The sequence below is a fragment of the Pseudomonas sp. GW821-FHT04D07 genome (assembly GCF_059420225.1).
Genome location: NZ_JBWKTH010000019.1, coordinates 105627 through 129929 on the forward strand (window position 1 = coordinate 105627; position 24303 = coordinate 129929).

Annotated in this window: 23 protein-coding genes and 2 pseudogenes; 14 read left to right on the forward strand and 11 right to left on the reverse strand. The window is 60.6% G+C overall.

All coding sequences use genetic code 11. From position 1 onward, the window contains the following. Position 1: 1 nt before the first annotated feature. The 3 genes from AC07T0_RS21155 (at position 2) to AC07T0_RS21165 (ending at position 2589) form a co-directional block, all read left to right on the forward strand. On the forward strand, positions 2-1123 hold the full coding sequence (locus tag AC07T0_RS21155) for a methionine ABC transporter ATP-binding protein (RefSeq protein ID WP_495003049.1): 1122 nt from the start codon (positions 2-4) through the stop codon (positions 1121-1123). Beyond that, positions 1113-1757 carry a methionine ABC transporter permease gene (locus AC07T0_RS21160; protein ID WP_495003050.1) on the forward strand — a complete coding sequence of 215 codons (645 nt, stop codon included), beginning with the start codon at positions 1113-1115 and terminating at the stop codon, positions 1755-1757. The genes AC07T0_RS21155 and AC07T0_RS21160 overlap by 11 nt, the downstream gene beginning before the upstream one ends. Before the next feature lie 202 nt (positions 1758-1959). After that, positions 1960-2589: a class I SAM-dependent methyltransferase gene (locus AC07T0_RS21165; RefSeq protein ID WP_495003051.1), complete on the forward strand. Its 630-nt coding sequence runs from the start codon at positions 1960-1962 to the stop codon at positions 2587-2589. A 285-nt stretch (positions 2590-2874) separates the two neighbouring features. On the opposite strand, the gene AC07T0_RS21170 is transcribed toward AC07T0_RS21165, so the two are convergent. Beyond that, the gene (locus AC07T0_RS21170) at positions 2875-3171 is read right to left on the reverse strand and encodes a DUF6124 family protein (protein WP_495003052.1); all 297 of its coding nucleotides are present in this window, start codon (positions 3169-3171) and stop codon (positions 2875-2877) included. Between the two features lie 508 nt (positions 3172-3679). On the opposite strand from AC07T0_RS21170, the gene AC07T0_RS21175 reads away from it, so the two are divergent. Continuing rightward, positions 3680-4369, forward strand: a complete 690-nt coding sequence (locus AC07T0_RS21175; protein WP_495003070.1) for an NYN domain-containing protein — start codon at positions 3680-3682, stop codon at positions 4367-4369. A gap of 61 nt (positions 4370-4430) precedes the next feature. Here the strand turns inward: AC07T0_RS21175 and AC07T0_RS21180 are convergent, their stop codons facing one another. The 8 genes from AC07T0_RS21180 to AC07T0_RS21215 form a co-directional block, all read right to left on the reverse strand. Next, positions 4431-4646, reverse strand: coding sequence for a TOBE domain-containing protein (locus AC07T0_RS21180; RefSeq protein ID WP_248797965.1), 216 nt, complete (start codon positions 4644-4646; stop codon positions 4431-4433). A 41-nt stretch (positions 4647-4687) separates the two neighbouring features. Then, entirely contained in the window at positions 4688-5494 is an 807-nt protein-coding gene (gene ssuB, locus AC07T0_RS21185; protein ID WP_495003053.1) for an aliphatic sulfonates ABC transporter ATP-binding protein, read from the reverse strand. Then, positions 5491-6273 carry an aliphatic sulfonate ABC transporter permease SsuC gene (gene ssuC, locus AC07T0_RS21190; RefSeq protein ID WP_495003054.1) on the reverse strand — a complete coding sequence of 261 codons (783 nt, stop codon included), beginning with the start codon at positions 6271-6273 and terminating at the stop codon, positions 5491-5493. The genes ssuB and ssuC overlap by 4 nt, the downstream gene beginning before the upstream one ends. An 8-nt stretch (positions 6274-6281) precedes the next feature. Then, on the reverse strand, positions 6282-7430 hold the full coding sequence (gene ssuD / locus AC07T0_RS21195) for an FMNH2-dependent alkanesulfonate monooxygenase (RefSeq protein ID WP_495003055.1): 1149 nt from the start codon (positions 7428-7430) through the stop codon (positions 6282-6284). 25 nt (positions 7431-7455) lie between these two features. After that, the gene (locus AC07T0_RS21200) at positions 7456-8421 is read right to left on the reverse strand and encodes a sulfonate ABC transporter substrate-binding protein (protein ID WP_495003056.1); all 966 of its coding nucleotides are present in this window, start codon (positions 8419-8421) and stop codon (positions 7456-7458) included. Between the two features lie 93 nt (positions 8422-8514). After that, a complete protein-coding gene (gene ssuE, locus AC07T0_RS21205; RefSeq protein ID WP_495003057.1) occupies positions 8515-9108 on the reverse strand; it encodes an NADPH-dependent FMN reductase in 594 nt (197 codons plus the stop codon). Between the two features lie 28 nt (positions 9109-9136). Then, complete coding sequence (locus tag AC07T0_RS21210) at positions 9137-9775, reverse strand: peroxiredoxin (RefSeq protein WP_495003058.1); 639 nt, start codon at positions 9773-9775, stop codon at positions 9137-9139. 313 nt (positions 9776-10088) lie between these two features. Further along, positions 10089-11519 (reverse strand): OprD family porin, encoded by a 1431-nt coding sequence (locus AC07T0_RS21215; RefSeq protein ID WP_495003059.1) that lies wholly within the window; start codon positions 11517-11519, stop codon positions 10089-10091. A 715-nt stretch (positions 11520-12234) separates the two neighbouring features. On the opposite strand from AC07T0_RS21215, the gene tauA reads away from it, so the two are divergent. From tauA to tauD, 4 genes are read left to right on the forward strand one after another with little or no spacing between them, the layout of a single operon-like run. Then, on the forward strand, positions 12235-13212 hold the full coding sequence (gene tauA / locus AC07T0_RS21220) for a taurine ABC transporter substrate-binding protein (protein ID WP_495003060.1): 978 nt from the start codon (positions 12235-12237) through the stop codon (positions 13210-13212). Positions 13213-13233: 21 nt separating this feature from the next. After that, positions 13234-14028 (forward strand): taurine ABC transporter ATP-binding subunit, encoded by a 795-nt coding sequence (tauB, locus tag AC07T0_RS21225; protein WP_495003061.1) that lies wholly within the window; start codon positions 13234-13236, stop codon positions 14026-14028. Continuing rightward, on the forward strand, positions 14025-14855 hold the full coding sequence (gene tauC, locus AC07T0_RS21230; RefSeq protein ID WP_495003062.1) for a taurine ABC transporter permease TauC: 831 nt from the start codon (positions 14025-14027) through the stop codon (positions 14853-14855). Before tauB ends, tauC begins: the two co-directional genes overlap by 4 nt. 57 nt (positions 14856-14912) lie before the next feature. Next, a complete protein-coding gene (gene tauD / locus AC07T0_RS21235) occupies positions 14913-15746 on the forward strand; it encodes a taurine dioxygenase (RefSeq protein WP_495003063.1) in 834 nt (277 codons plus the stop codon). Positions 15747-15892: 146 nt separating this feature from the next. Here the strand turns inward: tauD and AC07T0_RS21240 are convergent, their stop codons facing one another. After that, positions 15893-16531 (reverse strand): TetR/AcrR family transcriptional regulator, encoded by a 639-nt coding sequence (locus tag AC07T0_RS21240; RefSeq protein WP_495003064.1) that lies wholly within the window; start codon positions 16529-16531, stop codon positions 15893-15895. Between the two features lie 240 nt (positions 16532-16771). After that, positions 16772-18148 carry a glutamine synthetase family protein gene (locus AC07T0_RS21245; RefSeq protein ID WP_121135909.1) on the reverse strand — a complete coding sequence of 459 codons (1377 nt, stop codon included), beginning with the start codon at positions 18146-18148 and terminating at the stop codon, positions 16772-16774. Positions 18149-18426: 278 nt separating this feature from the next. Between AC07T0_RS21245 and AC07T0_RS21250 the strand changes: the two are divergent. From AC07T0_RS21250 to AC07T0_RS21275, 6 genes and pseudogenes are all read left to right on the forward strand, one after another. Beyond that, positions 18427-18825, forward strand: a pseudogene (locus tag AC07T0_RS21250) (gamma-glutamyl-gamma-aminobutyrate hydrolase family protein); the annotation flags it as partial. Positions 18826-18845: 20 nt separating this feature from the next. Continuing rightward, on the forward strand, positions 18846-20204 hold the full coding sequence (locus AC07T0_RS21255) for a glutamine synthetase family protein (protein ID WP_495003065.1): 1359 nt from the start codon (positions 18846-18848) through the stop codon (positions 20202-20204). 55 nt (positions 20205-20259) lie between these two features. Then, positions 20260-21624: an aspartate aminotransferase family protein gene (locus tag AC07T0_RS21260; protein ID WP_495003066.1), complete on the forward strand. Its 1365-nt coding sequence runs from the start codon at positions 20260-20262 to the stop codon at positions 21622-21624. A 175-nt stretch (positions 21625-21799) separates the two neighbouring features. Then, positions 21800-22909 carry a polyamine ABC transporter substrate-binding protein gene (locus tag AC07T0_RS21265; RefSeq protein WP_495003067.1) on the forward strand — a complete coding sequence of 370 codons (1110 nt, stop codon included), beginning with the start codon at positions 21800-21802 and terminating at the stop codon, positions 22907-22909. Between the two features lie 71 nt (positions 22910-22980). Continuing rightward, positions 22981-24075, forward strand: a complete 1095-nt coding sequence (locus AC07T0_RS21270) for a polyamine ABC transporter substrate-binding protein (protein WP_495003068.1) — start codon at positions 22981-22983, stop codon at positions 24073-24075. Between the two features lie 72 nt (positions 24076-24147). Further along, positions 24148-24303, forward strand: a pseudogene (locus AC07T0_RS21275) (polyamine ABC transporter ATP-binding protein); the annotation flags it as partial.

Sequence of the window (24303 nt, forward strand, 5' to 3'; positions counted from 1 at the left end):
CATGAGTGTCGTCAACCTCCAGCGCCCGCGTGAGGAAACGCCGCGCAGTGCCGAGCAGACCGAACTGCATCCCGAACTCAATCGTGCCCACGTGCGTTTTATCGGCGTGGGTAAAACCTACGACGGCCGCGAGGGCTCGGTGCATGCCTTGCAAGGTATCGACCTGGACATCCAACGTGGCGAGGTATTCGGCATTATCGGCCGCAGCGGCGCCGGCAAGTCGTCGCTGATCCGCACCATCAATCGCCTGGAGCAACCCAGTTCGGGGCGGGTGCTGATTGACCAGGTCGATATCGGTGAGTTTGATGAAAACCGTCTGGTGGAGCTGCGTCGACGCATCGGCATGATTTTTCAGCACTTCAACCTGATGTCGGCCAAGACGGTCTGGCAGAACGTCGAGCTGCCGTTGAAGGTGGCCGGGGTGCCGAAGCTGCAACGGGAACAGAAGGTCCGCGAGTTGCTGGACCTGGTGGGGCTGCGGGACAAGCACAAGGCCTACCCGGCGCAGTTGTCCGGCGGGCAGAAACAGCGGGTCGGGATTGCCCGGGCGTTGGTCCATGACCCGGCGATCCTGTTGTGTGACGAGGCGACCTCGGCGCTGGACCCGGAAACCACGCAATCGATCCTCGGCTTACTGCGCGAGATCAATCAGCGCCTGGGCCTGACCATTGTCCTGATCACCCACGAGATGGCGGTGATCCGCGAGATCTGTGACCGGGTGGTGGTGCTGGAGCATGGCAGGGTCGTCGAGCAGGGGCCGGTCTGGCAGGTGTTTGGCGATCCGCAACATGAGGTCAGCCGGACCTTGTTGGCGCCACTGCAACACGCCTTGCCGGCGGAGCTGCAAGAGCGCTTGCGGGCACGGCCCGAGTCATCGGAATCGGCGGTGGTGTTGCGTTTGCAATTGACCGGCAGCGTTGCCGACGAACCGGATCTGGCGGCGCTGTTCAGTGCCCTCGGCGGGCGCGTGCGCTTGCTGCAGGGCGGTGTCGAACGGATCCAGGGACATGCGCTGGGGCAGCTGCTGCTGGCGGTGAGCGGTTCGGCGCTGGCGGCCGAGGAGCTGCGCCAGCGGGCCGGGCGTTGGGCGCAACAGGTGGAGGTGCTGGGTTATGTGGCTTGATCGTTTGTGGCAGGGGGTGATCGACACCTTCCTGATGGTTGGCGTGTCGTCGCTGATCGCCTTGTTGCTGGGCATTCCGTTGGCGGTGATCCTGGTCACCAGTGGCAAGGGCGGGATCTATCAAGCGCCGGTGGTGAACCGGGTGCTGGGGGCGTTTGTGAACCTGTTCCGTTCGATCCCGTTCCTGATCCTGATGGTGGCGTTGATTCCCTTTACCCGATTGATCGTCGGTACCACCTATGGCGTGTGGGCGGCGGTGGTGCCGCTGACCATCGCGGCCACGCCGTTCTTTGCGCGGATCGCCGAGGTGAGCCTGCGCGAGGTTGATCATGGTTTGATCGAGGCAGCCCAGGCCATGGGTTGCCGGCGCTGGCATATCGTCTGGCATGTGCTGTTGCCCGAGGCGTTGCCGGGGATTGTCGGCGGTTTCACCATCACGTTGGTGACCATGATCAACTCCTCGGCCATGGCGGGTGCGATTGGTGCGGGTGGGTTGGGGGATATTGCTTATCGGTATGGCTATCAGCGTTTTGACAGCCAGGTGATGCTGACGGTGATCGTCTTGCTGGTGATCCTGGTGGCGGTGATTCAGCTGGGTGGGGATCGGTTGGCGCGGGTGCTGAACAAGCGCTGAGGGTAGTGGGTTGGGCGGTGGATGGTCTGGCCCCTTCGCGGGCAAGCTCCGCTCCCACAGTTTTGCGGCCGTACCGGATTCTTGTGTCCGACCGGAAACCCTGTGGGAGCGGAGCTTGCCCGCGAAGACGGCCTGACAGGCACCGCAGAAATAGCCTGGATGGTATATTCAGATCATCCGCCCCCAGCCCGTGCAGACCTCGATGAAAACCCTCGGCCCCAACGACCTCGAACAGATTGCTTCCACCACCCTTGGTCACTACAACCGCAGTGCCGAAGGCTTCCGCGAAGGTACCCGCGACCACGATGTGAGCCAGAACATCGATGCACTGCTGCGGCATATCCAGGGTACGGCGCCGTTTACCGTGTTGGATTTCGGCTGTGGTCCGGGAAGGGATTTGCAGGCCTTCACCCGCATGGGCCATATCGCGGTCGGTCTCGACGGTTCCGAGCGCTTTGCGCAGATGGCCCGCGAGGACAGCGGTTGCGAGGTGCTGCAACAGAACTTCCTTGAACTCGATTTGCCGTCCGAGCGCTTCGACGGGATCTTCGCCAACGCTGTGTTGTTCCATATCCCGCGCCAGGAATTGCCGCGAGTGCTGGGGCAATTACACGGCGCCTTGAAGCCTGACGGTGTGTTGTTCAGTTCCAACCCGCGTGGGGAAAACCAGGAAGGCTGGAACGGCGAGCGTTATGGCTCGTACCATGACCTGGCGGCCTGGCGGGAGCTGCTGACGGCGGCGGGTTTTGTCGAATTGGAGCACTACTATCGCCCCACCGGATTGCCGCGTGAGCAACAGCCTTGGCTGGCGAGCGTGTGGCGCAAGATCTGATTTTGCGGCGCTTGTTCTGACGTCTTCGCGGGCAAGCTCCGCTCCCACAGGTCCGGGGGCATCCACAAAATTTGCGGACAACTCGGACATTGTGGGAGCGGAGCTTGCCCGCGAAGCTTTTGACGGCCTCAAGAGCCCCTTTGCAGGTGCCTTGAAACGCGATCCCCTGTAGGAGCTGGCTTGCCAGCGATAGCAACGTCATATTCACCACCGCTATCGCCGGCAAGCCAGCTCCCACAGGTTTCGTGGCGCTCTCAAGCTCCCACAAAGGACATGTCCGGCGCGTCAGTGTCGTTGTGCGAGCAAGTCATCCACCTGGCTCTGCGCCAGCTCGATCAGATGCACCGAGGCCATCGCCAGTTGGCGAGGCGTGCCGCTGAGATGATCGGCGGACTCATACGCCGTCGCGGCTGCCGAACGTAGGATCGAGTCGAGATTGTTCAGGGTGTCTTCGGTGTTCGGAGTCAGTGCTTTGCGCACAGGATGGCGTGGCAATTCATAGTGAGCGAAGGCGCGTTCGGCGGCCTCGGCATCTACAAAAGATGCATTTTGTACGGGCGGATCAGGAACGATTGTTTTCATGGCAACTCCTTGATTGATGGAGCCGACACTGATCGCTACCAAACGATATGGGTGGCGGCTATACGCAGGTTGGTAGACCGGGAATCAAGGAACCCAGCGCACCCGAAGGTGCCCTGCGCAGAGCCGCCATAGACGAAAACCGTGGGCAATAAAAAACGCCAACAGAAAATCGACTCGGTGGCGCCATGCGCCTTGATTGACCTCGGGCTACCAAACCCGATCACTGTGTTTTTGCAGTGACAGGTCCAAGCCTAGGTCCCGAGAATGGCAGGCGCAAGCCGAAAGGATTTTCTAGGAAAGTTCACGCAAGGGAAAGGGAAACGTCTTGCTGATGAGCTTTGGTGCTTGCACCAAGAATGTATTCAACGGTCGTAGTGAGTTGACATCAACGTCATCTGTGGCATTCTTAAAACACTACTCAGCCCCGTACGCAGCGATTCAGTTCGCTGGCTGTTGGGGTGAAAAAACCGGCCTAGCGCCGGTTTTTTCGTTTCAAGGGACTGAATCTGTGCGTACAGCCTGCTTCGTGGACGGATACAACCTGTTTTACGGCCTGCTGGCAGGAACTGAGTACAAATGGCTGGACCTTCCTGCGTTGCTTACCCATATCCTTCATGCTGAACAGCCAGAGAGCGAGTTGGCGTCGGTGTGTTTTTTCACCTCGGGTGTCAAACCCGATCTCGCGACCCGCGGTCGTACCTCTAAAGAAGCTCAAGACACTTATCTACGTGCGCTCATCGAAAAAGGCGTTCGTGTGTATTACGGGCGGCATCCACTGGAGCCGAGGCTTGCACCTCGATTCGTCGATCGAAATACACCGGCGTCAAGGCTGGATCAGGTCGCTATCTGGAAGCTTGAAGAAAAAGAGACCGATGTTCACATCGCGATCAGCATGTATCGACTCGCGGCCAAACAAGCCGCATTGCCTGCCTGTGAGCGCATCGGGCAAATCGTGCTGGTGTCTGCCGATACCGATATGACTCCCGTCCTCAAGGCACTTCGAGAGGATTACCCTGAAGTCCAAGTGGGGGTGATTCTTCCGCATCGAGAAGATATCAAGCGTAATGCCCCCGGTTCATTGAGGAATCACTCGCACTGGATGCGCCACGTCGTGACACGGGAGGAGTTGGCCGCGTGTCAGTTGCCACGCCAAGTGCCTACCCGAAAAAAACCGGCGAGAAAACCGGATTACTGGTGAGCTTTTGTCCAAAAAGAAACCCCGAAGGGCCAAACCCTCCGGGGCCATAGGGTTCCATCGCTTACAGCTTGGCGATGGACACCTCGGTGGATTTCACAAAGGCGATCACTTCACTGCCGATCTGCAGTTCCAGTTCTTTCACCGAACGGGTGGTGATCACCGAGGTGACGATCCCCGAAGCGGTCTGTACGTCGATTTCCGAGAGCACGTCGCCGCTGACGATTTCCTTGATGGTGCCCTTGAACTGGTTGCGAACGTTGATGGCTTTGATGGTCATGGCATGGATTCCTGTCGTTGATTGAGTAGGCAAGGCATGGGTTACAGCGCCCAACGCAACTGCGTAGGCAAGGGCGATACAGGTTCCGGCTCGGGCGGTACGCCAGGCAGCGACAACACCCGGTTCAACACTTCGGTCTCCAGCGCCGCCAGGCGATGGGAACCCCGCACCCGCGGACGCGGCAGTTCGACGTGCAGGTCCAGGCCGACCTGGCCGTCTTCGATCAGGATCACCCGATCGGCGATGGCCACGGCTTCACTGACGTCATGGGTCACCAGCAACACGGTAAAACCATGCTGCTGCCAGAGCCGCTCGATCAGTTGCTGCATTTCGATCCGGGTCAGGGCGTCCAGGGCCCCCAGTGGCTCGTCCAGCAGCAACAGGCGCGGTTTGTGGATCAGCGCACGGGCCAGGGCCACGCGCTGCTTCTGGCCACCGGACAGGGCCGCCGGCCATTCATGGGCACGGTCCGCCAGGCCGACCGCTTCCAGCGCTTCCAGAGCCTGCGGGCGCCAGTTGCCCTTGAGACCCAGGCCGACGTTGTCGATCACCTTTTTCCACGGCAGCAGACGCGCTTCCTGGAACATCAGCCGGGTATCTTCGCGGGCCTCGCTCAGCGCCGCGGAACCGGCCAGCAACTCACCGCCGCTAGGTTGGTCGAGACCGGCCAGCAGGCGCAGCAGGGTGCTTTTGCCGCAACCGCTGCGGCCGACCACGGCGACGAACTGCCCGGCCGGGATATGCAGGTCGATCTCTCGCAGCACCTGGCGCGGGCCAAAGGTTTTTTGCAGGTTGCGCACCGCCAACGGAATACCCCGCAGCAGGCGTGGAGGTTGTTGCGCCGTCATTGCGCACCGCCCTTGCTCACTTGATAGGCCGGGTGCCAGCGCAGCCAGACCCGTTCCAGGCCACGGGCCGCGAGGTCCGCCAGTTTGCCGAGGACGGCGTAGAGAACGATGGCCAAAACCACCACGTCGGTTTGCAGGAATTCCCGGGCGTTCATCGCCAGGTAACCGATACCGGAACTGGCGGAAATGGTTTCCGCGACGATCAGCGTCAGCCACATGAAGCCCAGGGCAAAACGCACGCCCACCAGGATCGAGGGCAAGGCGCCCGGCAGGATCACCTGGCGAAACAGGCTGAAACCGGACAGGCCGTAGCTGCGGGCCATTTCCACCAGCGCCGGGTCGACGTTGCGAATGCCATGGTAGGTATTGAGGTAGATCGGAAACAGGGTGCCCAGGGCCACCAGGAAAATCTTCGCCGACTCGTCGATGCCGAACCAGAGGATCACCAGCGGAATCAGCGCCAGGTGCGGCACGTTGCGGATCATCTGCACCGAACTGTCGAGCAGGCGTTCGCCCCATTTCGACAGGCCGGTGATAAAGCCCAGGGCCAGGCCGATGCCGCCGCCGATGGCAAAGCCGATACCGGCGCGCCAGCCGCTGATGGCCAGGTGTTTCCAGAGATCACCGCTCTTCACCAGGGCGATGCCGGCTTCGACCACGGCACTCGGCGCGGGCAGGATCCGGGTCGACAGCCAACCGGCCGACACCGACAGTTGCCACACCGCCAGCAACAGCACCGGCAGGGCCCAGGGCGCGAGCTTGTGGGTAAGTCTGGTCATGGCCGGCCTCAGCTCTGGGACACGGCTTTGGGCAGGATGTCGTTGGCGACCATCTCACCGAAGGGGCTGACGTAGCCGGCGCTTTTCGGCAGCTCCGGATGTTCGATATCCAGGTGCGGGAACAGCAGTTCGGCGACCCGGTATGACTCTTCCAGGTGTGGATAACCGGAGAAGATAAAGGTGTCGATGCCCAGGTCGGCATATTCCTTGACCCGCGCGGCCACGGTCGGGCCGTCACCGACCAGCGCTGTGCCGGCACCGCCGCGGACCAGGCCGACGCCGGCCCAGAGGTTGGGGCTGACTTCCAGGTTGTCGCGGCTGCCACCGTGCAGGGCGGCCATGCGCTGTTGGCCGACGGAGTCGAAGCGCGCCAGGGATTTCTGCGCGCGGGCGATGGTCTCGTCATCCAGATGGGAGATCAGTTTGTCCGCCGCTTGCCAGGCTTCGGCATTGGTTTCACGGACAATCACATGCAGGCGAATACCGAAGCGTACGGTGCGCCCGAGCTTGGCGGCCTTGGCCCGGACCTGCTCGATCTTCTCGGCAACGGCGGCGGGCGGTTCGCCCCAGGTCAGGACCATTTCCACCTGTTCGGCGGCGAGGTCCTGGGCGGCTTCCGACGAACCACCGAAGTACAGTGGTGGGCGCGGTTGCTGGATCGGCGGATAGAGCAGCTTGGCGCCTTTGACGCTGATGTGCTGACCGTCGTAGTCGACGGTTTCACCTTCCAGCACGCGCCGCCAGATACGGGTGAACTCCACCGAAGCCTGGTAGCGTTCTTCATGGCTGAGGAACAGACCGTCGCCGGCCAGTTCGTCCGGGTCGCCGCCGGTCACCAGGTTGAACAGCGCGCGCCCGCCGGACAGTCGGTCAAGCGTCGCGGCCTGGCGTGCCGCCACCGTCGGGGAGATGATCCCGGGGCGCAGGGCAACGAGAAATTTCAGGCGTTGGGTCACTGGGATCAGTGAGGCGGCCACCAGCCAGGAGTCCTCGCAGGAACGCCCGGTAGGGATCAGCACGCCACCGAAACCGAGGCGGTCGGCGGCCTGGGCCACTTGTTGCAGGTAACCGTGGTCAACGGCGCGCGCGCCTTCGGCGGTGCCAAGGTAATGGCCGTCGCCATGGGTAGGCAGGAACCAGAAAATATTGAGGCTCATGGAGTGGTCTCCTAAGGAATACGGTTCAAAGTGTTTTGGCAACGGCCGCCGGCGGGGTCCAGATCACGTCCTTGATGCTTAGCGGTTTGGGAATCAATTTGAGCTGGTAGAAGCTGTCGGCGATTTTCTGTTGCGCCGCGATCACTTCCGGCGTGAGGAATTGCGCGCCATAGCCCTGGCGTTTCACCGAGATCCGAGTGATGTCGGCGGGCAGGCCAAGCAGCGGCGCCACCTGGCTGGTGACTTCCTCGGGATTGGCCTTGGACCAGTCGCCCACGGCGCGGACTTCTTCCACCAGGGCCTTGATCACTTCGGGATGTTTTTCGGCATAGGGTTTGGTCGCCAGGTAGAACTGGTTGTTGTCCACCAGGCCAGTACCGTCACGCAGGGTGCGGGCCTGCAGTTGTTGTTCGGCGGCGGCCTGGTAGGGATCCCAGATGACCCAGGCATCGACGCTGCCACGCTCGAAAGCGGCGCGGGCATCGGCTGGCGGCAGGAACACGGTCTGGATATCGCTGTACTTCAGACCGGCGTCTTCCAGGGCGCGGACCAGCAGGTAATGGACGTTGGAGCCTTTGTTGAGGACGACCTTCCTGCCCTTGAGATCTTGTACCGATTGGATCGGCGAGTCCTTGGGCACCAGGATCGCTTCGCTGGTGGGCGCCGGCGGTTCCGAGGCGACGTAGAGCAGATCGGCCCCGGCGGCCTGGGCGAAGACCGGCGGCGTTTCGCCGGTCACGCCGAAGTCGATGGAACCGACATTCAGCCCTTCGAGCAGTTGCGGGCCGCCGGGGAATTCAGTCCATTGCACCTGCACGCCCTGGGCGGCGAGGCGTTTTTCCAGGGTGCCCTTGGCCTTGAGCAGCACCAGGGTGCCGTATTTCTGATAACCGATCCGAAGCGTCTCGGCTTGAGCTTGAGTGATAGCGCCGAAGGTGACAGCCGCAGCAAACAGAGCGACCAGACCACGACGCAAAATGACAGTGCGCATGGCGCTCTCCTTTTTGCTGTGAGGGTTTTGGCTGCACCTGCTTGCCCGTTGGCGGGCGAGTAAGGCCAGTACATCGGTATCGGGTGAAGCGACTCAGATGCTCCAGCGAGCACTGAGCAGGCGATCATTGAGCAGTGTCGGGTCCAACGGCTTGGGCCGTCGCGCCAGGGCGCTGTGGAACTGCTCCAGGGCCTCGGTCAGGCGTTGTTCCAGGGCCGGTGCCAGCTGCGCCAGGGCGCTGCCTTCGCCATAGGCGATCTGGTTGTCTTCGGCGAAGATGCCGTGGAGCATTTCCTGGGCCTTGAGCGCCGACAGCACCGGCTTGAGGGCGTAATCCACCGCGAGCATATGGGCGATGCTGCCGCCGGTGGCCATGGGCAGCACCACCTTGTGGCTCAGGGCGCGTTCGGGCAGCAGGTCGAGTACGGTTTTCAGGGCCCCGGAGAACGAGGCCTTGTACACCGGCGTGGCGATGACCAGGCCGTCGGCGTGTTCGATCTGTTGCAGCAGGTCGATGATCTGCGGACTGCCGAAGCGCGCGTGCAGCAGGTCTTCGGCCGGGAAATCGCGGATCTGGTAACTCACCACTTCCACGCCTTGTTCGATCAGCCAGCGTTTGGCCTGGTCCAGCAGTACCCCTGAGCGTGATCGCTGGCTGGGGCTTCCTCCAAGTGTGACGACCAGCATGCCGGTAATTCCTTGTAAAAAATCGGCTTCAGCGATTGGGCTGCGGCGTCAGGCGCAGGTAGGGCTTCACCGCGCGGTAACCTTTGGGGAAGCGTTGCTTGATTTCGTCTTCGTCCTTGAGCGATGGCACGATGACCACCTCGTCACCGTCCTGCCAGTTGGCCGGGGTGGCCACCTTGTAGTTGTCGGTGAGTTGCAAGGAGTCGATCACCCGCAGAATTTCATGGAAATTGCGCCCGGTGCTGGCCGGGTAGGTGATGGTCAGCCGGACCTTCTTGTGCGGATCAATCACGAACAGCGAGCGTACGGTGAGGGTGTCGTTGGCATTCGGGTGGATCAGGTCGTAGAGGTCGGAAACCTTGCGATCGGCATCGGCCAGGATCGGGAAGTTGACCAGGGTATGCTGGGTTTCGTTGATGTCCTCGATCCACTTGTGGTGCGAGTCCACCGGGTCCACCGACAGGGCGATGGCCTTGACGCCGCGTTGGGCGAATTCGTCCTTGAGCTTGGCGGTGAAGCCCAGCTCGGTGGTGCACACCGGAGTGAAGTCCGCCGGGTGGGAGAACAGCACGCCCCAACTATCGCCGAGCCACTCGTGGAAACGAATCGTGCCGGCGCTGGAATCCTGTTCGAAGTCGGGGGCGATGTCGCCGAGTCTTAGGCTCATGGTGCTGCTCCTGGTGAGTGCGTGATGAGCCTACTGTGCCTGTTGCGGGATTTATTTAAAAAGAATAAATATCGATTTATTTAGATCATAATTGAATATTAAAAAGTTCTTCATTGGACGTCGCGCGCGCGCGGGAGCAACCTAGTCCACAGCTTGTGAGAGGGCTAAGGGGATGTAACTCAGTGGGGGACGCCGTGATGTCGAAGGTTGGCGTTCGAGTCGAAGCTGAGAAGGTAGTGTTAGGCAGTACGTGAAGCACTCAGCCCGGCATTGCGCCGGGCTGAGTGTGGATCTCGACTTTAAACGATCACGCTTACAGCAGCGGGATCGAGTAGCTGACGATCAGACGGTTTTCGTCTTGTTCGCGCTGGCCGGCGATATCGTTGCGCCACATGGCGTTTTTCCAGGCCACACCGACGTTTTTGAAGGTGCCTTCCGGTACCACGTAGGAAACGCTGATGTCGCGTTCCCACTCGGAGCGGCCAGCGCCCAGAACGGTAACTTGTTTTGCGCCTTCTTTGCCGACGGTGTCGACGTTGTTGCCGCGCAGGTAGATGATACCTGCGGTCAGGCCAGGCACGCCGACCTTGGCGAAGTCGTAGGAGTAGCGACCCTGCCAGGTGCGCTCGCCAGCGTGGGCGAACTTCTGGATCTGCATGTCGGTGATGGTGCTGTTGGACGAGCCGTCACCCTGGTTCAACCATGGGAAGTCGCTTTCGCCGTTGCTGTATTGGTAGCCAGCACCGAAGGTGTGACCGGCAACCGAGTACAAAGCCAGGTAGCTGTACAGGTTGTTGTCGACCTTGCCCTTGCCGAGATTGGACAGAGGGGCGGCGTTGTCAGGGTAGTAGCCAGTGGTGAAGTAGCCGGAAGTGTTGCCGTTGGCGCCGTCGTCGCGGCTACGGTAGTAGCGCAGGTCGCTTTTCAGCACGCCAGGACCGATCGCCCAGTTGTGTACCAGACCCAGGAAGTTCTGCGAGTAGAAGTCTTTCAGCTCACCGTAGTAGTACGAAGCGACCAGATCCTTGGTGACCTTGTAGTCGGCACCCGCGTACTGGAACTTGTTGCTGAACTTGCCCGTGGTGCCCTGGGAGTAGTTGGAACTGGCGTTTGCACCGGCAATCGACAGATCTTCGTCGTTGCTCGAGTTGCGGCCCTTGGCTTTCTCGACTTGGCCGAGAGTCAGGGTCAGGTCCTTGATCTCGTTCGAAGTGATCTGGCCACCGGTGAAGGTTTGTGGCAACAGACGACCGTCGTTGTACTTGATCACTGGGTTGTTCGGCATCAAGGTACCGATCTTCAGTTCGGTCTGCGAAACGCGGACTTTACCGGTCAGGCCGATGCTGCTGAAGTCATTGACAGCCTTGGCGTTCTTGCCGCCAGTAGCTTCAGTCGGGAATACCGTACCACCAGCGCTGGTTGGGGTCGCGCCGTTGGAGCCACCACCGCTGTCCAGCTTGATAGCGGTCAGGGCGATCACATCAAGGCCGAAACCTACGGTGCCTTGGGTGTAACCGGAGTTGAAACGCAGATCGAAGCCTTGGCCCCATTCCGAGTTCAGGCTCTGGACACCGGCAGCTTTGGCGTCACGGTCACGGTTATCGGTATTGATGTAGTAGTTACGCAGACCCAGAGTCGACGTAGCGCCTTCGATAAAACCTTTGGCTTCGGCTTGCGTTTCTGCATAAGCCTGTTGCGCCAAAACCCCTACGGCCACAGCCAGGGCCAAGGTGGACTTCTTCATGGTACAGCTCCTCTCATTTCTAATTTTTGTGTGTCCTGGCCTGGGATCTAGCGTCCCTTTGTAGCCACAGATGCGCGATTAGCACCAGATCGTGACTGGTAAGTCAATCGTAACAAACCATGCCTAGACTTTGGTCTAGCTCGCCGTAAATTTGCTTCTTACAGGGTAATGAAATTCTTCATAAACCCAAAAAGAACTATTTCGTCATTTTTAAGACGATTCAGGAATAATCCGCCTGGGGGTTTACCCAAGCCTGAGGAGTGTATCGGCCTCCAGACTTATTTCTGAAAAGTATTTTTAGCCCCTTTTTTAGCTCAATCTGTATTTGAGACAGGTTCTCAGGGACAGGAAAGTTCAAAAAGGCGACGCAATCATGGCTAAACGCTGCTACTCCCGTCAATTTATTACAGCATTTGTCTGATTCAGCCGGACGGTTGACACGTTGCTGTGCAAAGAACCATAGAAGAAAAAGCACGGGATGCACCTTCATTCGTCGGTTTTAGTTCTTGTGCGGATTTTCCTCTGCGCGGCTGCCTGCACGATCCTCCGTAGAGACGGGCGGGTCTGCGTTGGTGCTGCGGGGCTCAACAGCGCTGTCGCGAGTGTCATATTTTGACTCATAAGCTAATGCTAATAAGTTATTTATTTTAAGATTCTTAGATCATTTAGTCTCTCGACATGCCGATTCCCGGTCGCCTGTCGAGGAACTTGTCCCATGAAACTCCCTGCTCCGCTCCGTCTCCTGGCGGCCCTGTCCCTGGCTGGGGCCAGCTGGTTTGCCCAGGCCGCCGATGTCACCGTGGCCTACCAGACCACCGTCGATCCGGCGAAAGTCGCCCAGGCCGACGGCGCTTATGAAAAGGCCACGCAAGCGAAGATCGACTGGCGCAAGTTCGATAACGGCGCCGACATCATCGCCGCCATCGCTTCGGGCGATGTACAGATCGGTTACCTCGGTTCCAGCCCGCTGACCGCAGCCATCACCCGCAAGGTACCGGTGGAAACCTTCCTGATCGCCACCCAGATCGGCGCCGCCGAAGCCCTGGTGGCCCGTGACGGCTCGGGGATCAATTCGCCCCAGGACCTGATCGGCAAGAAAGTCGCCGTACCCTTCGTTTCCACTGGGCACTACAGCCTGCTGGCCGCGCTGAAGCACTGGAATATCGATCCTTCGAAAGTACAGATTCTCAACCTCGCGCCACCGGCCATTATTGCCGCCTGGAAGCGCGGTGATATCGACGCCACCTACGTTTGGGACCCGGCCCTGGGCGTGGCCAAGGAAAACGGCAAGGTGCTGATCACTTCCGGCGAACTGGCCAAGTTCGGTGCGCCGACCTTCGATGCCTGGATCGTGCGCAAGGACTTTGCCGAGAAGCACCCGGAGATCGTCAAGGCCTTCGCCAAGGTCACCCTGGATGCCTACGCCCAGTACCGCAAGGACCCGCAAGCCTGGCTGGCGGACAAGGGCAATGTCGACAAGCTGGTGAAGCTCTCCGGTGCCAAGGCCTCTGATATTCCCCTGCTGCTGCAAGGCAACGTCTACCCGCTGGCGGCTGACCAGGTCAGCGTCCTCGGCAAGCCGACCGCCCAGGCCATCACCGACACCGCTGCGTTCCTGAAAGAGCAGGGCAAGGTCGAGGCCGTGCTGCCGGACTACGCCCCCTTCGTAAGCGCCAAGTTCATCACCAACTGATTCAGTCGAGGAGCCGCCGTCATGGCCTTGTTACAACTGGAGCGCATCAGCGCACAGTACCCCGGCGCGGCCGAGCCGGTGCTGGCGGATATTTCCCTCAGCCTCGGTCCTCAGCAGCTGCTGGTGGCTCTCGGCCCTTCGGGGAGTGGCAAGACTTCGCTGTTGAACCTGATCGCCGGCTTCGTCGAACCGAGCGCCGGCCGCATCACCCTCGACGGCGTGCCGGTCAAGGGCCCGAGTGCCGAGCGTGGTGTGGTGTTCCAGGATGACGCCTTGTTGCCCTGGCAGGATGTGCTGGCCAATGTCGGCTTCGGTCTGGAGCTGGCGGGGGTGCCTCGGTCGCAGCGCGAAAGCCGCGCCCGGGAGATGCTCGCCCTGGTGGATCTGGCCGGTTTCGACAAGCGCCGGATCTGGCAACTTTCCGGTGGTCAGAAACAGCGTGTCGGCCTGGCCCGTGCCCTGGCGGCGGACCCTCGGGTGTTGCTGATGGATGAGCCGTTCGGCGCCCTCGATGCCTTTACCCGCGAACAGATGCAGGAGTTGTTGCTGCAAGTCTGGCGACGCACCGCCAAGCCGGTGTTCCTGATTACCCACGATATAGAAGAAGCGGTTTTTCTCGCCACCGACCTGATTCTGCTGGCGCCGAATCCGGGGCAGATCGTCGAACGCCTGAGTCTGGATTTCGGCCGGCGCTACAGCGCCGGTGAGTCGGCCCGGGCGATCAAGTCCGACCCGCGTTTTATCGAAACCCGCGAGCACGTGCTGGCCCGTGTGTTCTCCCAACGCAGCGCCGCCCAGCGGCAGGAGTTCGTATGAGCAGCTATGAATTGCCGGTAACGCTGGCGAGCAAGCCGAAAGCCGTGCCCGTACGTCGTAGTCTAAGCACGCGCTGGATCAGCGTGCTGACCCTGTTGACCTTGATCCTGCTCTGGTGGGCAGTGACCGCCGCGGGCGTTATCGAGCCTTTGTTTTTGCCTGCGCCTGGCGCGGTGCTGGAAAAAGGCTGGTTGCTGGCGACCAAGGGCTACATGGACTCGACCCTCTGGCAGCACCTGGGCGCGAGCCTCGGGCGTATCGGCCTGGGTCTCGGCTTTGCGGTGCTGAGCGCGATTCCCGTGGGCATCGCCATCGGCCACAACCGCATTGCCCGGGGCATTTTTGATCCGCTGATCGAGTTCTACCGGCCCATTCCGCCGCTGGCCTATCTGCCCCTGATCGTGATCTGGTGCGGGATCGGCGAGTTGTCGAAAGTGCTGCTGATCTACCTGGCGATTTTCGCCCCGATCGCCATCGCCACGGCCACCGGTGTGCGTACCGTCGACCCGGCCAAGCTGCGGGCCGCGCAATCCCTGGGCGCCACCCGTGCCCAACTGATTCGCCATGTGATCCTGCCCAGCGCCTTGCCGGAGATTCTCACCGGTGTGCGCATTGGTCTGGGTGTCGGCTGGTCGACCCTGGTGGCCGCCGAACTGATCGCCGCCACCAGCGGCCTGGGGTTTATGGTGCAGTCGGCCGCGCAGTTCCTGGTGACCGATGTGGTGGTGCTGGGGATCCTGCTGATCGCCCTCATCGCCTTTGCCATGGAGCTGGGCTTGCGCGCCCTGCAACGCAAGCTGGTGCCGTGGCACGGCCAGGCTCACTGATAGAGCGCAACGTATTGACCACGCCGACAGCCCGGCGCGTATTTGAAGAGAGCGATCATGAGCCTGACCCTTACTCCCCTGAGCGCCGCCCTGGGTGCGCAGATCGACGGCATTGCCTTGAACCGGCCGTTGATCGTCGAGCACCGCGACGCCATCCAGCAGGCCCTGCTCAAGTATCAGGTACTGTTCTTTCGCAACCAGCCGTTGAACCCGGCGCAACAGGCGACCTTTGCGGCGCATTTCGGCGACCTGCATATTCATCCGATTTACCCGAACGTACCGGAGCAGCCGGAGGTACTCATTCTCGATACGGCCGTCACCGATGTGCGCGACAACGCGGTCTGGCACACCGACGTGACCTTCCTGCCGACTCCGGCGCTGGGGGCGGTGCTCAGCGCCAAGCAGCTGCCGGCGTTTGGCGGCGACACCCTGTGGGCCAGCGGCATTGCCGCGTTCGAGGCCTTGTCGGCGCCGTTGCGGCAACTGCTGGACGGGCTGACGGCCAGTCACAACTTCATCAAGTCGTTTCCCGTCGAGCGCTTCGGCAATAGCCCCGAGGACCTGGCGCGTTGGGAGGAGACCCGCAGGAAGAATCCTCCGCTGTCGCACCCGGTGATCCGCACGCACCCGGTGAGCGGGCGCAAGGCGTTATTCGTCAACGAGGGCTTCACCACTCGTATCAACGAGCTGGAAGAGGCCGAGAGCGAGGTGATTCTCAAGTTGCTGTTCGCCCACGCGACGCGCCCGGAGTTCACCATTCGCTGGCGCTGGCAGGAGAATGACGTGGCCTTCTGGGACAACCGCGTGACCCAGCATTATGCGGTGGACGATTACCGGCCGAATCGGCGGGTGATGCATCGGGCGACCATTGTTGGTGATGCGCCGTTCTGATCGCGTGACCCTGGGTTCAACGCGGTCACTGCAGGAGCCAGCTTGCTGGCGATGAATGTCGCTACACCGCGATTATTCTGACGCCCCGCGTTATCGTTGACGACCATCGCCAGCAAGCTGGCTCCTACAAGGGCCGGTGTCGTTCTTTAGAGTGGGTGCTCGCGCCGGGGCAGATAGGGTGGTAAATACAGCCCCAGGTACGCATCGAATACCCGCATGCCTTCCTCGGCCATGCGTGGCGTGATCTGGTCGTGCAACTGCACCGAGCGCGCGTAGACCCGATCCCCCAGCTCCATCGCCAGGGCGAACACATCGACCTCGGCCGGCAATGCCGGCAATTCGAAATGCCGGATAAACAGCTTGTGCATCAAATCGCCGAGCTCGATGTCATGCTGGCGGTCGGCCTGGGTGACCTCGGTCAGGCCGTGCTGCGCGAGGATCAACTGACGCGCCGCCGCATCCTCTTCGTAGACGTTCAGCATCCGCTGCTCTACCAGGCGTGACAGGTCGCGCCAACTGCTGAGGGCCTGGTGATCGATGGGGGCTTGCAGGGTGGCGCGAAAGGCTGCGTGCACGTCATTGGTCAGGGCTTCGAGCAGGGCCGGGACGCTGGCGAAGAAGTGATAGACCGAGGACGGTGGGATCTCGGCCCGCTCCGCCACGCTGTAGATCGACAGACTGGCCACGCCTTCGGCGGCAAGCAAGGTGCGCGCGGCGTCGAGGATCGAGTCGATCCGGGCCTGGCTGCGTGCACGGGGTTTGCGAGCGGTGGCGGGGCGGGTCATGGGGTTCTCCGACAAGGGCAGCGGGCATTGTACGCGAGGTTCTGCAGAGTCTGTGAGTACGCCATCGCGGGCAAGCTCCGCTCCCACAAAGGCAGTGTCGTACTCGGATTTTTCAGGCGCTGCATGACTTGTGGGAGCGGAGCTTGCCCGCGAAGGGAGCGCCTCTGTCTACCTGACGGAGCCCAAAAAAAACGCCGCAGGCGCTAGGCCGGCGGCGTTCTTCTTTATTGCCGCAAGCGCTTACACGGTATGCAGGTACCAGTTGTACTCGAGGTCGGAGATGGAGTGTTCGAACTCCTCCAGCTCGCTCTCTTTGCAGGCGACGAAGATATCGATGTATTTCGGATCGATGTACTTGGCCATGATCTCGCTGTCATCCAGCTCGCGCAGGGCATCGCGCAGGTTGTTCGGCAGGCTCTGCTCGTTCTGCTCGTAGCTGTTGCCTTCCACCGGCGCACCCGGCTCGATCTTGTTGGTCAGGCCGTGGTGAATACCGGCCAGAACGGAAGCCATCAACAGATACGGGTTGGCATCGGCACCGGCGACCCGGTGTTCGATCCGCACGGCGTCGGACGAGCCGGTCGGTACGCGAATCGCCACCGTGCGGTTGTCCAGGCCCCAGCACGGCGAGTTCGGCACGTAGAACTGTGCGCCGAAACGCCGGTAGGAGTTGACGTTCGGGCAGAGGAAGGCCATCTGCGCCGGTAGGGTCTCGAGCACACCGCCGATCGCGTGACGCAGCGCGGCGTTCTGCTCGGGATCCTCGCTGGCAAAGATGTTCTTGCCTTCCTTGTCGAGAATCGAGATATGGACGTGCAGCCCATTGCCTGCCTGGCCCGGGTAAGGCTTGGCCATGAAGGTGGTGTCCATCTCATGGTCGTAGGCGATGTTCTTGATCAGGCGCTTGAGCAGGACCGCGTAGTCGCAGGCCTTGATCGGGTCGGCGACGTGGTGCAGGTTCACTTCGAACTGCGCCGGGGCACTTTCCTTGACAATGGCGTCGGCCGGGATGCCTTGCTCTTTCGCACCTTCCAGGATGTCCTGGAGGCAGTCGACGTATTCGTCGAGGTCGTCGATCAGGTAGACCTGGGTCGAGTGTGGGCGTTTGCCGGAGATCGGTGAGCGGGGCGGTTGCGGGCGGCCGTTCACGTTCTCCTGGTCGATCAGGTAGAACTCCAGCTCGAACGCGGCGCAGATGGTCAGGCCTAGCTCGTCGAACTTGCTCACGACTTGCCGCAGGACTTCGCGAGGATCGGCGAAGAAAGGTGCACCTTCAAGTTCGTGCATGGTCATCAGCAACTGCGCGGTCGGGCGCTTTTGCCAAGGTTCATTGCACAGGGTGTCGGGGATCGGATAACAGATTCGGTCAGCATCGCCGATGTCCAGACCCAGGCCAGTGCTTTCCACCGTCGAGCCATTGATATCCAGGGCAAATAGAGAGGCAGGCAGGTTGATGCCTTTCTCGTAAACCTTGTGGAGGCTGGTGCGTTCGATGCGCTTGCCGCGCACCACACCATTCATATCCGCAATTAGAAGGTCTACGTACAGAACCTCAGGATGATCCTTAAGGAACGCGTTCGCTTCGTTAAGCTGAACGGCACGCGGGGGTACCGACATGATGCAACACCTTTGTTGTTAAAAATATCAATCATTGATCTTTTCTGGTTTCAGTCAACCCGAACGGCATGCCGAAGTCAAGCGAGGCCTTTTTTGCCCTGAAAAAGCGCCTGAAGGGCTTTTTTGCGGCCTTTTGGGGCAAATTTTTGCCCCGGCCGCTCTCCGGTACCGCGGGCTTGAGCGGGCCGTGTTGTATTTTTTACGGGGGTGTTGTGTAAAAAAATGAACAAGGCTAAGCTCGATTGAAACCCATAACAGCAATAATACCGGGGTGCTTCATGTCTCGCCTGCCGTTAATCGGCGTTACCGCATGCTCCAAACAGATCGGTTTGCATGCCTATCACATCAGTGGCGACAAATATGTCCGTGCCGTCGCTGTCGCAGCCAAAGGGCTGCCGCCGATTCTTCCATCCCTGGCCGAACTGCCGGATCCGTCCGATATTCTCGACGGCCTGGATGGACTCCTGTTTACCGGCTCTCCTTCCAACCTCGAAGCGCATTTGTACGGCGGTCCGGCCAGCGCGCCGGGCACTGCTCATGATTCTGCACGGGACCGCAGCACCCTGCATCCAAAGGTTCATGAGGTTGGAACCTTCATCGATCATCGTGAAGACGAATCCCAGCCCCTGGACGTGCAGTATGGTCCCGCCCATGCCATGCCAGTGCAGACGTCAGGAAACCCAACCCAGAGGCATTTATGAGTAACAACCTCGACCAGCTCACCGATTGGTTGAAAGACCACAAGATCACAGAAGTCGAATGCATGATTGCCGACCTCACCGGCATCACCCGGGGCAAGATCTCGCCGACCAACAAGTTCATAGCCGAAAAAGGCATGCGTCTGCCCGAGAGCGTGCTGTTGCAGACGGTGACCGGCGACTATGTCGAAGACGACATCTATTACGAATTGCTCGACCCGGCCGACATCGACATGATCTGTCGCCCCGACAGCAATGCGGTGTACCTGGTGCCCTGGGCCATCGAACCCACCGCCCAGGTGATCCACGACACCTACGACAAACAAGGCAACCCCATCGAGCTGTCGCCGCGCAACGTGCTCAAGAAGGTCCTGGCACTCTATGCCGACAAGGGCTGGCAGCCGATCGTGGCGCCGGAAATGGAGTTCTACCTGACCAAGCGCAGCGACGATCCGGACTACCCGCTGCAGCCGCCGATCGGCCGTTCCGGGCGCCCGGAGACCGGTCGCCAGTCCTTCTCCATTGAAGCGGCCAACGAATTCGACCCACTGTTCGAAGACGTCTACGACTGGTGCGAATTGCAGGAGCTGGACCTCGACACGCTGATCCATGAGGACGGCACGGCGCAGATGGAAATCAACTTCCGGCATGGCGACGCGCTGTCCCTGGCCGACCAGATCCTGGTGTTCAAACGCACCATGCGCGAAGCGGCGCTCAAGCACGACGTGGCGGCGACCTTCATGGCCAAACCCATGACCGGCGAGCCGGGCAGCGCCATGCACCTGCACCAGAGCATCATCGACATCGCCACCGGCAAGAACGTCTTCTCCAATGAAGACGGAAGCATGAGCCAACTGTTCCTGCACCACATCGGTGGCCTGCAGAAGCTGATCCCCGAGTTGTTGCCGCTGTTCGCGCCGAACGTCAACTCGTTCCGCCGCTTCCTGCCGGATACCTCGGCCCCGGTGAACGTCGAATGGGGTGAAGAAAACCGCACCGTCGGCCTGCGGGTACCGGATGCCGGCCCGCAGAACCGCCGCGTGGAAAACCGTCTGCCAGGCGCCGACGCCAACCCCTACCTGGCGATTGCTGCAAGCCTGTTGTGCGGCTACATCGGTATGGTCGAAGGCCTCAACCCGAGTGCCCCGGTGGTCGGTCGGGGTTACGAGCGCCGCAACCTGCGCCTGCCGCTGACCATCGAGGACGCCCTGGAACGGATGGAAAACAGCAAGACCATCGAGAAATACCTGGGCAAGAAATTCATCACGGGCTACGTCGCGGTCAAGCGGGCCGAGCATGAAAACTTCAAGCGCGTGATCAGTTCGTGGGAGCGGGAGTTTCTGCTCTTCGCCGTCTGATGCGCCGGGCGCGGGTCGTGACGAGCGCGCCGCTACTGGAATCTAGGAGAACCGTATGACCAGCAACAACCCGCAAACCCGTGAATGGCAAGACCTGAGCCGCGACCACCACCTGGCGCCCTTCAGCGACTTCAAGCAGTTGAAAGAGAAAGGCCCGCGCATCATCACCCACGCCAAGGGCGTTTACCTCTGGGACAGCGAAGGCCACCAGATCCTCGACGGCATGGCCGGCCTCTGGTGCGTGGCCATCGGCTACGGTCGCGATGAGCTGGCCGACGCCGCCAGCAAGCAAATGCGCGAGCTGCCGTATTACAACCTGTTCTTCCAGACCGCCCACCCGCCGGTGCTGGAGCTGGCCAAGGCGATCTCCGACATCGCGCCTGAAGGCATGAACCACGTGTTCTTCACCGGTTCCGGCTCGGAAGGCAACGACACCATGCTGCGTATGGTCCGCCACTACTGGGCGATCAAGGGCCAGCCGAACAAGAAGGTCATTATCAGTCGCAAGAACGGCTATCACGGTTCTACCGTGGCCGGCGCGAGCCTGGGCGGCATGACCTATATGCACGAGCAGGGCGACTTGCCGATCCCGGGCATCGTCCATATCCCGCAGCCGTACTGGTTCGCCGAAGGTGGCGACATGAGCCCGGAAGCGTTCGGGGTCTGGGCGGCCAACCAGTTGGAAGAAAAGATCCTCGAGCTCGGTGTCGACAACGTCGGCGCCTTTATCGCCGAGCCGATCCAGGGCGCAGGCGGGGTGATCGTGCCGCCGGACAGCTACTGGCCGCGGATCAAGGTAATCCTCGCCAAGTACGACATTCTCTTCGTCGCCGACGAAGTGATCTGTGGTTTCGGCCGCACCGGTGAGTGGTTTGGCAGTGATTTCTACGGCCTCAAACCGGACATGATGACCATCGCCAAGGGCCTGACCTCCGGTTATATCCCCATGGGTGGCCTGATCGTGCGTGACGAAGTGGTCGCGGTGCTCAACGAAGGCGGTGATTTCAACCACGGTTTCACTTATTCCGGCCATCCGGTGGCCGCTGCCGTGGCCCTGGAAAACATCCGTATCCTGCGCGAAGAAAAAATTATCGAGCGTGTCCACAGCGAAACGGCACCCTATTTGCAGAAACGTCTACGGGAGCTGAACGATCACCCATTGGTGGGTGAAGTTCGCGGTGTGGGCCTGTTGGGCGCCATCGAACTGGTCAAGGACAAGGCCACCCGTGCGCGGTATGAAGGTAAAGGCGTCGGCATGATCTGCCGGCAGTTTTGCTTCGATAATGGACTGATCATGCGTGCCGTTGGCGACACCATGATCATTGCGCCGCCACTGGTGATCAGCAAGACCGAGATCGACGAGTTGGTGGCCAAGGCACGCAAGTGCCTGGATCTGACCCTGAGTGTGTTACAGGGCTAAGTGCTAGGCTCTGAGCCGGAAGTACGGTGTAGGTGCTTTCGCTCAGAGCAATCAGAAAGGGTGGTCTTTTCTTGAAAGGCTGCCTTGGATCTTGCCAGACTACCCCCACTGTTTCGAGTTGCCCTGGAATCGGCCGCCGAACAGCGGGTTAAAAAGAACAATTGGAGCATGACGCATGAAGGCATTAGGTAAGAACGTAGCCGGCAAGACTCTCCTCGCCCTGTCGTTGGCGGGTGTCATGGCTGGTGCCGCTCACGCGGACGACAAGGTGCTGCACGTTTACAACTGGTCCGACTACATCGCACCGGACACCGTGGCCAACTTTGAAAAAGAGTCTGGCATCAAGGTGGTTTACGACGTCTTCGACAGTAACGAAACCCTGGAAGCCAAGTTACTGGCCGGCAAGTCCGGTTACGATGTCGTTGTGCCATCCAACAACTTCCTGGCCAAGCAGATCAAGGCCGGTGTCTACCAGGAGCTGGACAAGTCGAAGTTGTCCAACTACGGCAACCTGAACCCGTCGCTGCTCAAGGCCGTCTCGGTCAGTGACCCGGGCAACAAACACGCCTTCCCGTACATGTGGGGCTCGATCGGCATCGGTTACAACCCGGAGAAGGTCAAGGCCGCGCTGGGCGTGGACAAGATCGACTCCTGGGACACGGTGCTCAAGCCGGAGAACCTTGCCAAGCTCAAGAGCTGCGGCGTGAGCTTCCTCGATTCGCCGACCGAAATGCTGCCGGTGGCCCTGCACTACCTGGGTCTGCCGACCGACACCCAGAAAAAGGACGATCTGAAGAAAGCCGAAGACCTGTTCCTCAAACTGCGTCCGTCGATCTCCTACTTCCACTCGTCCAAGTACATCTCCGACCTGGCCAACGGCAACATCTGCGTCGCCATCGGTTACTCGGGTGATGTCCAGCAGGCCAAGTCCCGTGCCGCCGAAGCCGGTGACAAGGTCAAGGTCGCCTACAGCATTCCGAAAGAAGGGGCTGGCAGCTTCTACGACATGGTGTCGATCCCTAAAGATGCGGAAAACACCGAAGCGGCCTACAAGTTTATGAACTACCTGCTCAAGCCGGAAGTCATGGCGGCGATCACCGACAGCGTGCGTTTCCCTAACGGTAACGAGAAGGCGACCGCACTGGTTGACCCGAGCATTACCAGCGACCCGGGCATCTACCCGCCTGCGGATGTGCAGGCCAAGCTGTATGCCATCGCCGACTTGCCGGCGGCGACCCAGCGCGAAATGACCCGCAGCTGGACCAAGATCAAATCGGGTAAATAAGTCGATTTGAGACAACTCCCGGGAGCTGCGCAGCCTTTGGCGGCTCCCGTGGATTTCTAGAGGACCTCCACTTGTCTATTTCTTTATTTCGCAACGCCATGCTGGCGGGCGCAGCGCTGACCTTGGCGGTCAGTGTGCAAGCGGCGCCGACCGTGCATATTTATAACTGGTCGGATTATATCGGGCAGACCACCCTGGCGGATTTCCAGAAGGCCACCGGCATTGTGCCGGTCTATGACGTCTTCGATTCCAATGAAACCCTGGAAGGCAAGTTGCTGGCCGGCCACACCGGCTATGACGTGGTGGTGCCGTCCAACCACTTCCTCGGCAAGCAGATCAAGGCGGGCGCGTTCCAGAAGCTCGACAAGGCGCAGTTGCCGAACTACCTGAACCTCGACCCGACGTTGATGAAGCGTCTGGAAAAGAACGACCCGGGCAACCAGTACGCCGTGCCTTATCTGTGGGGTACCAACGGCATCGGCTACAACGTCGAGAAGGTCAAGGCGGCGCTGGGCGTCGACAAGATCGACTCCTGGGCGGTGTTGTTCGAGCCGGAGAACTTGAAGAAGCTCTCCAGCTGCGGCGTGGCGTTCCTCGATTCGGCCGATGAGATGCTGCCGGCGGTGCTCAACTACATGGGCCTGAGTCCCAACAGTACCAACGAAAAAGACTACAAGCTGGCCGAAGAGAAGCTGCTGAAGGTCCGGCCCTACGTCACCTACTTCCACTCCGCCAAATACATTTCCGATCTGGCCAACGGCGACATCTGCGTGGCGGCCGGGTTCTCCGGCGACATCTTCCAGGCCAGGAAACGCGCCGAAGAAGCCAAGAAAGGCGTGAACATCGCCTATGTGATTCCCAAGGAGGGCGGCAACCTCTGGTTCGACATGCTGGCGATTCCCAAGGACGCCGGTAACGTCAAGGAGGCTCACGCCTTTATCAATTATCTGCTGCAACCTGAAGCGATTGCCCAGGTCAGCGATTATGTCGGTTATGCCAACCCGAACCCAAAGGCTGGCGCTCTGATGGACCCGTCCGTGCGTACCGACGAAGCGGTTTACCCACCGCAGGCCGTAGTGGACAAGCTGTACGTCAATGCTGAGCTACCCCCGAAAATCCAACGTTTGATGACCCGCAGCTGGACCAAGGTCAAGTCGGGCAAATGATGCCCGTGGGTCGAACCATCCAAAGCCGGGTCACCCAGGTCCGGCGGCTAAATCTTGTTGGGAGTTTTACAAATGGCAGTTGCCTCCGGCGCCTATAAGAAAACCCTCGAGGGCGAGCAGACACCGAAGCAGGTGCTGGTCAAAATCGACCGGGTCACGAAGAAGTTCGATGAGACGATTGCCGTGGACGATGTGTCCCTGGAAATCAAGAAGGGCGAGATCTTCGCC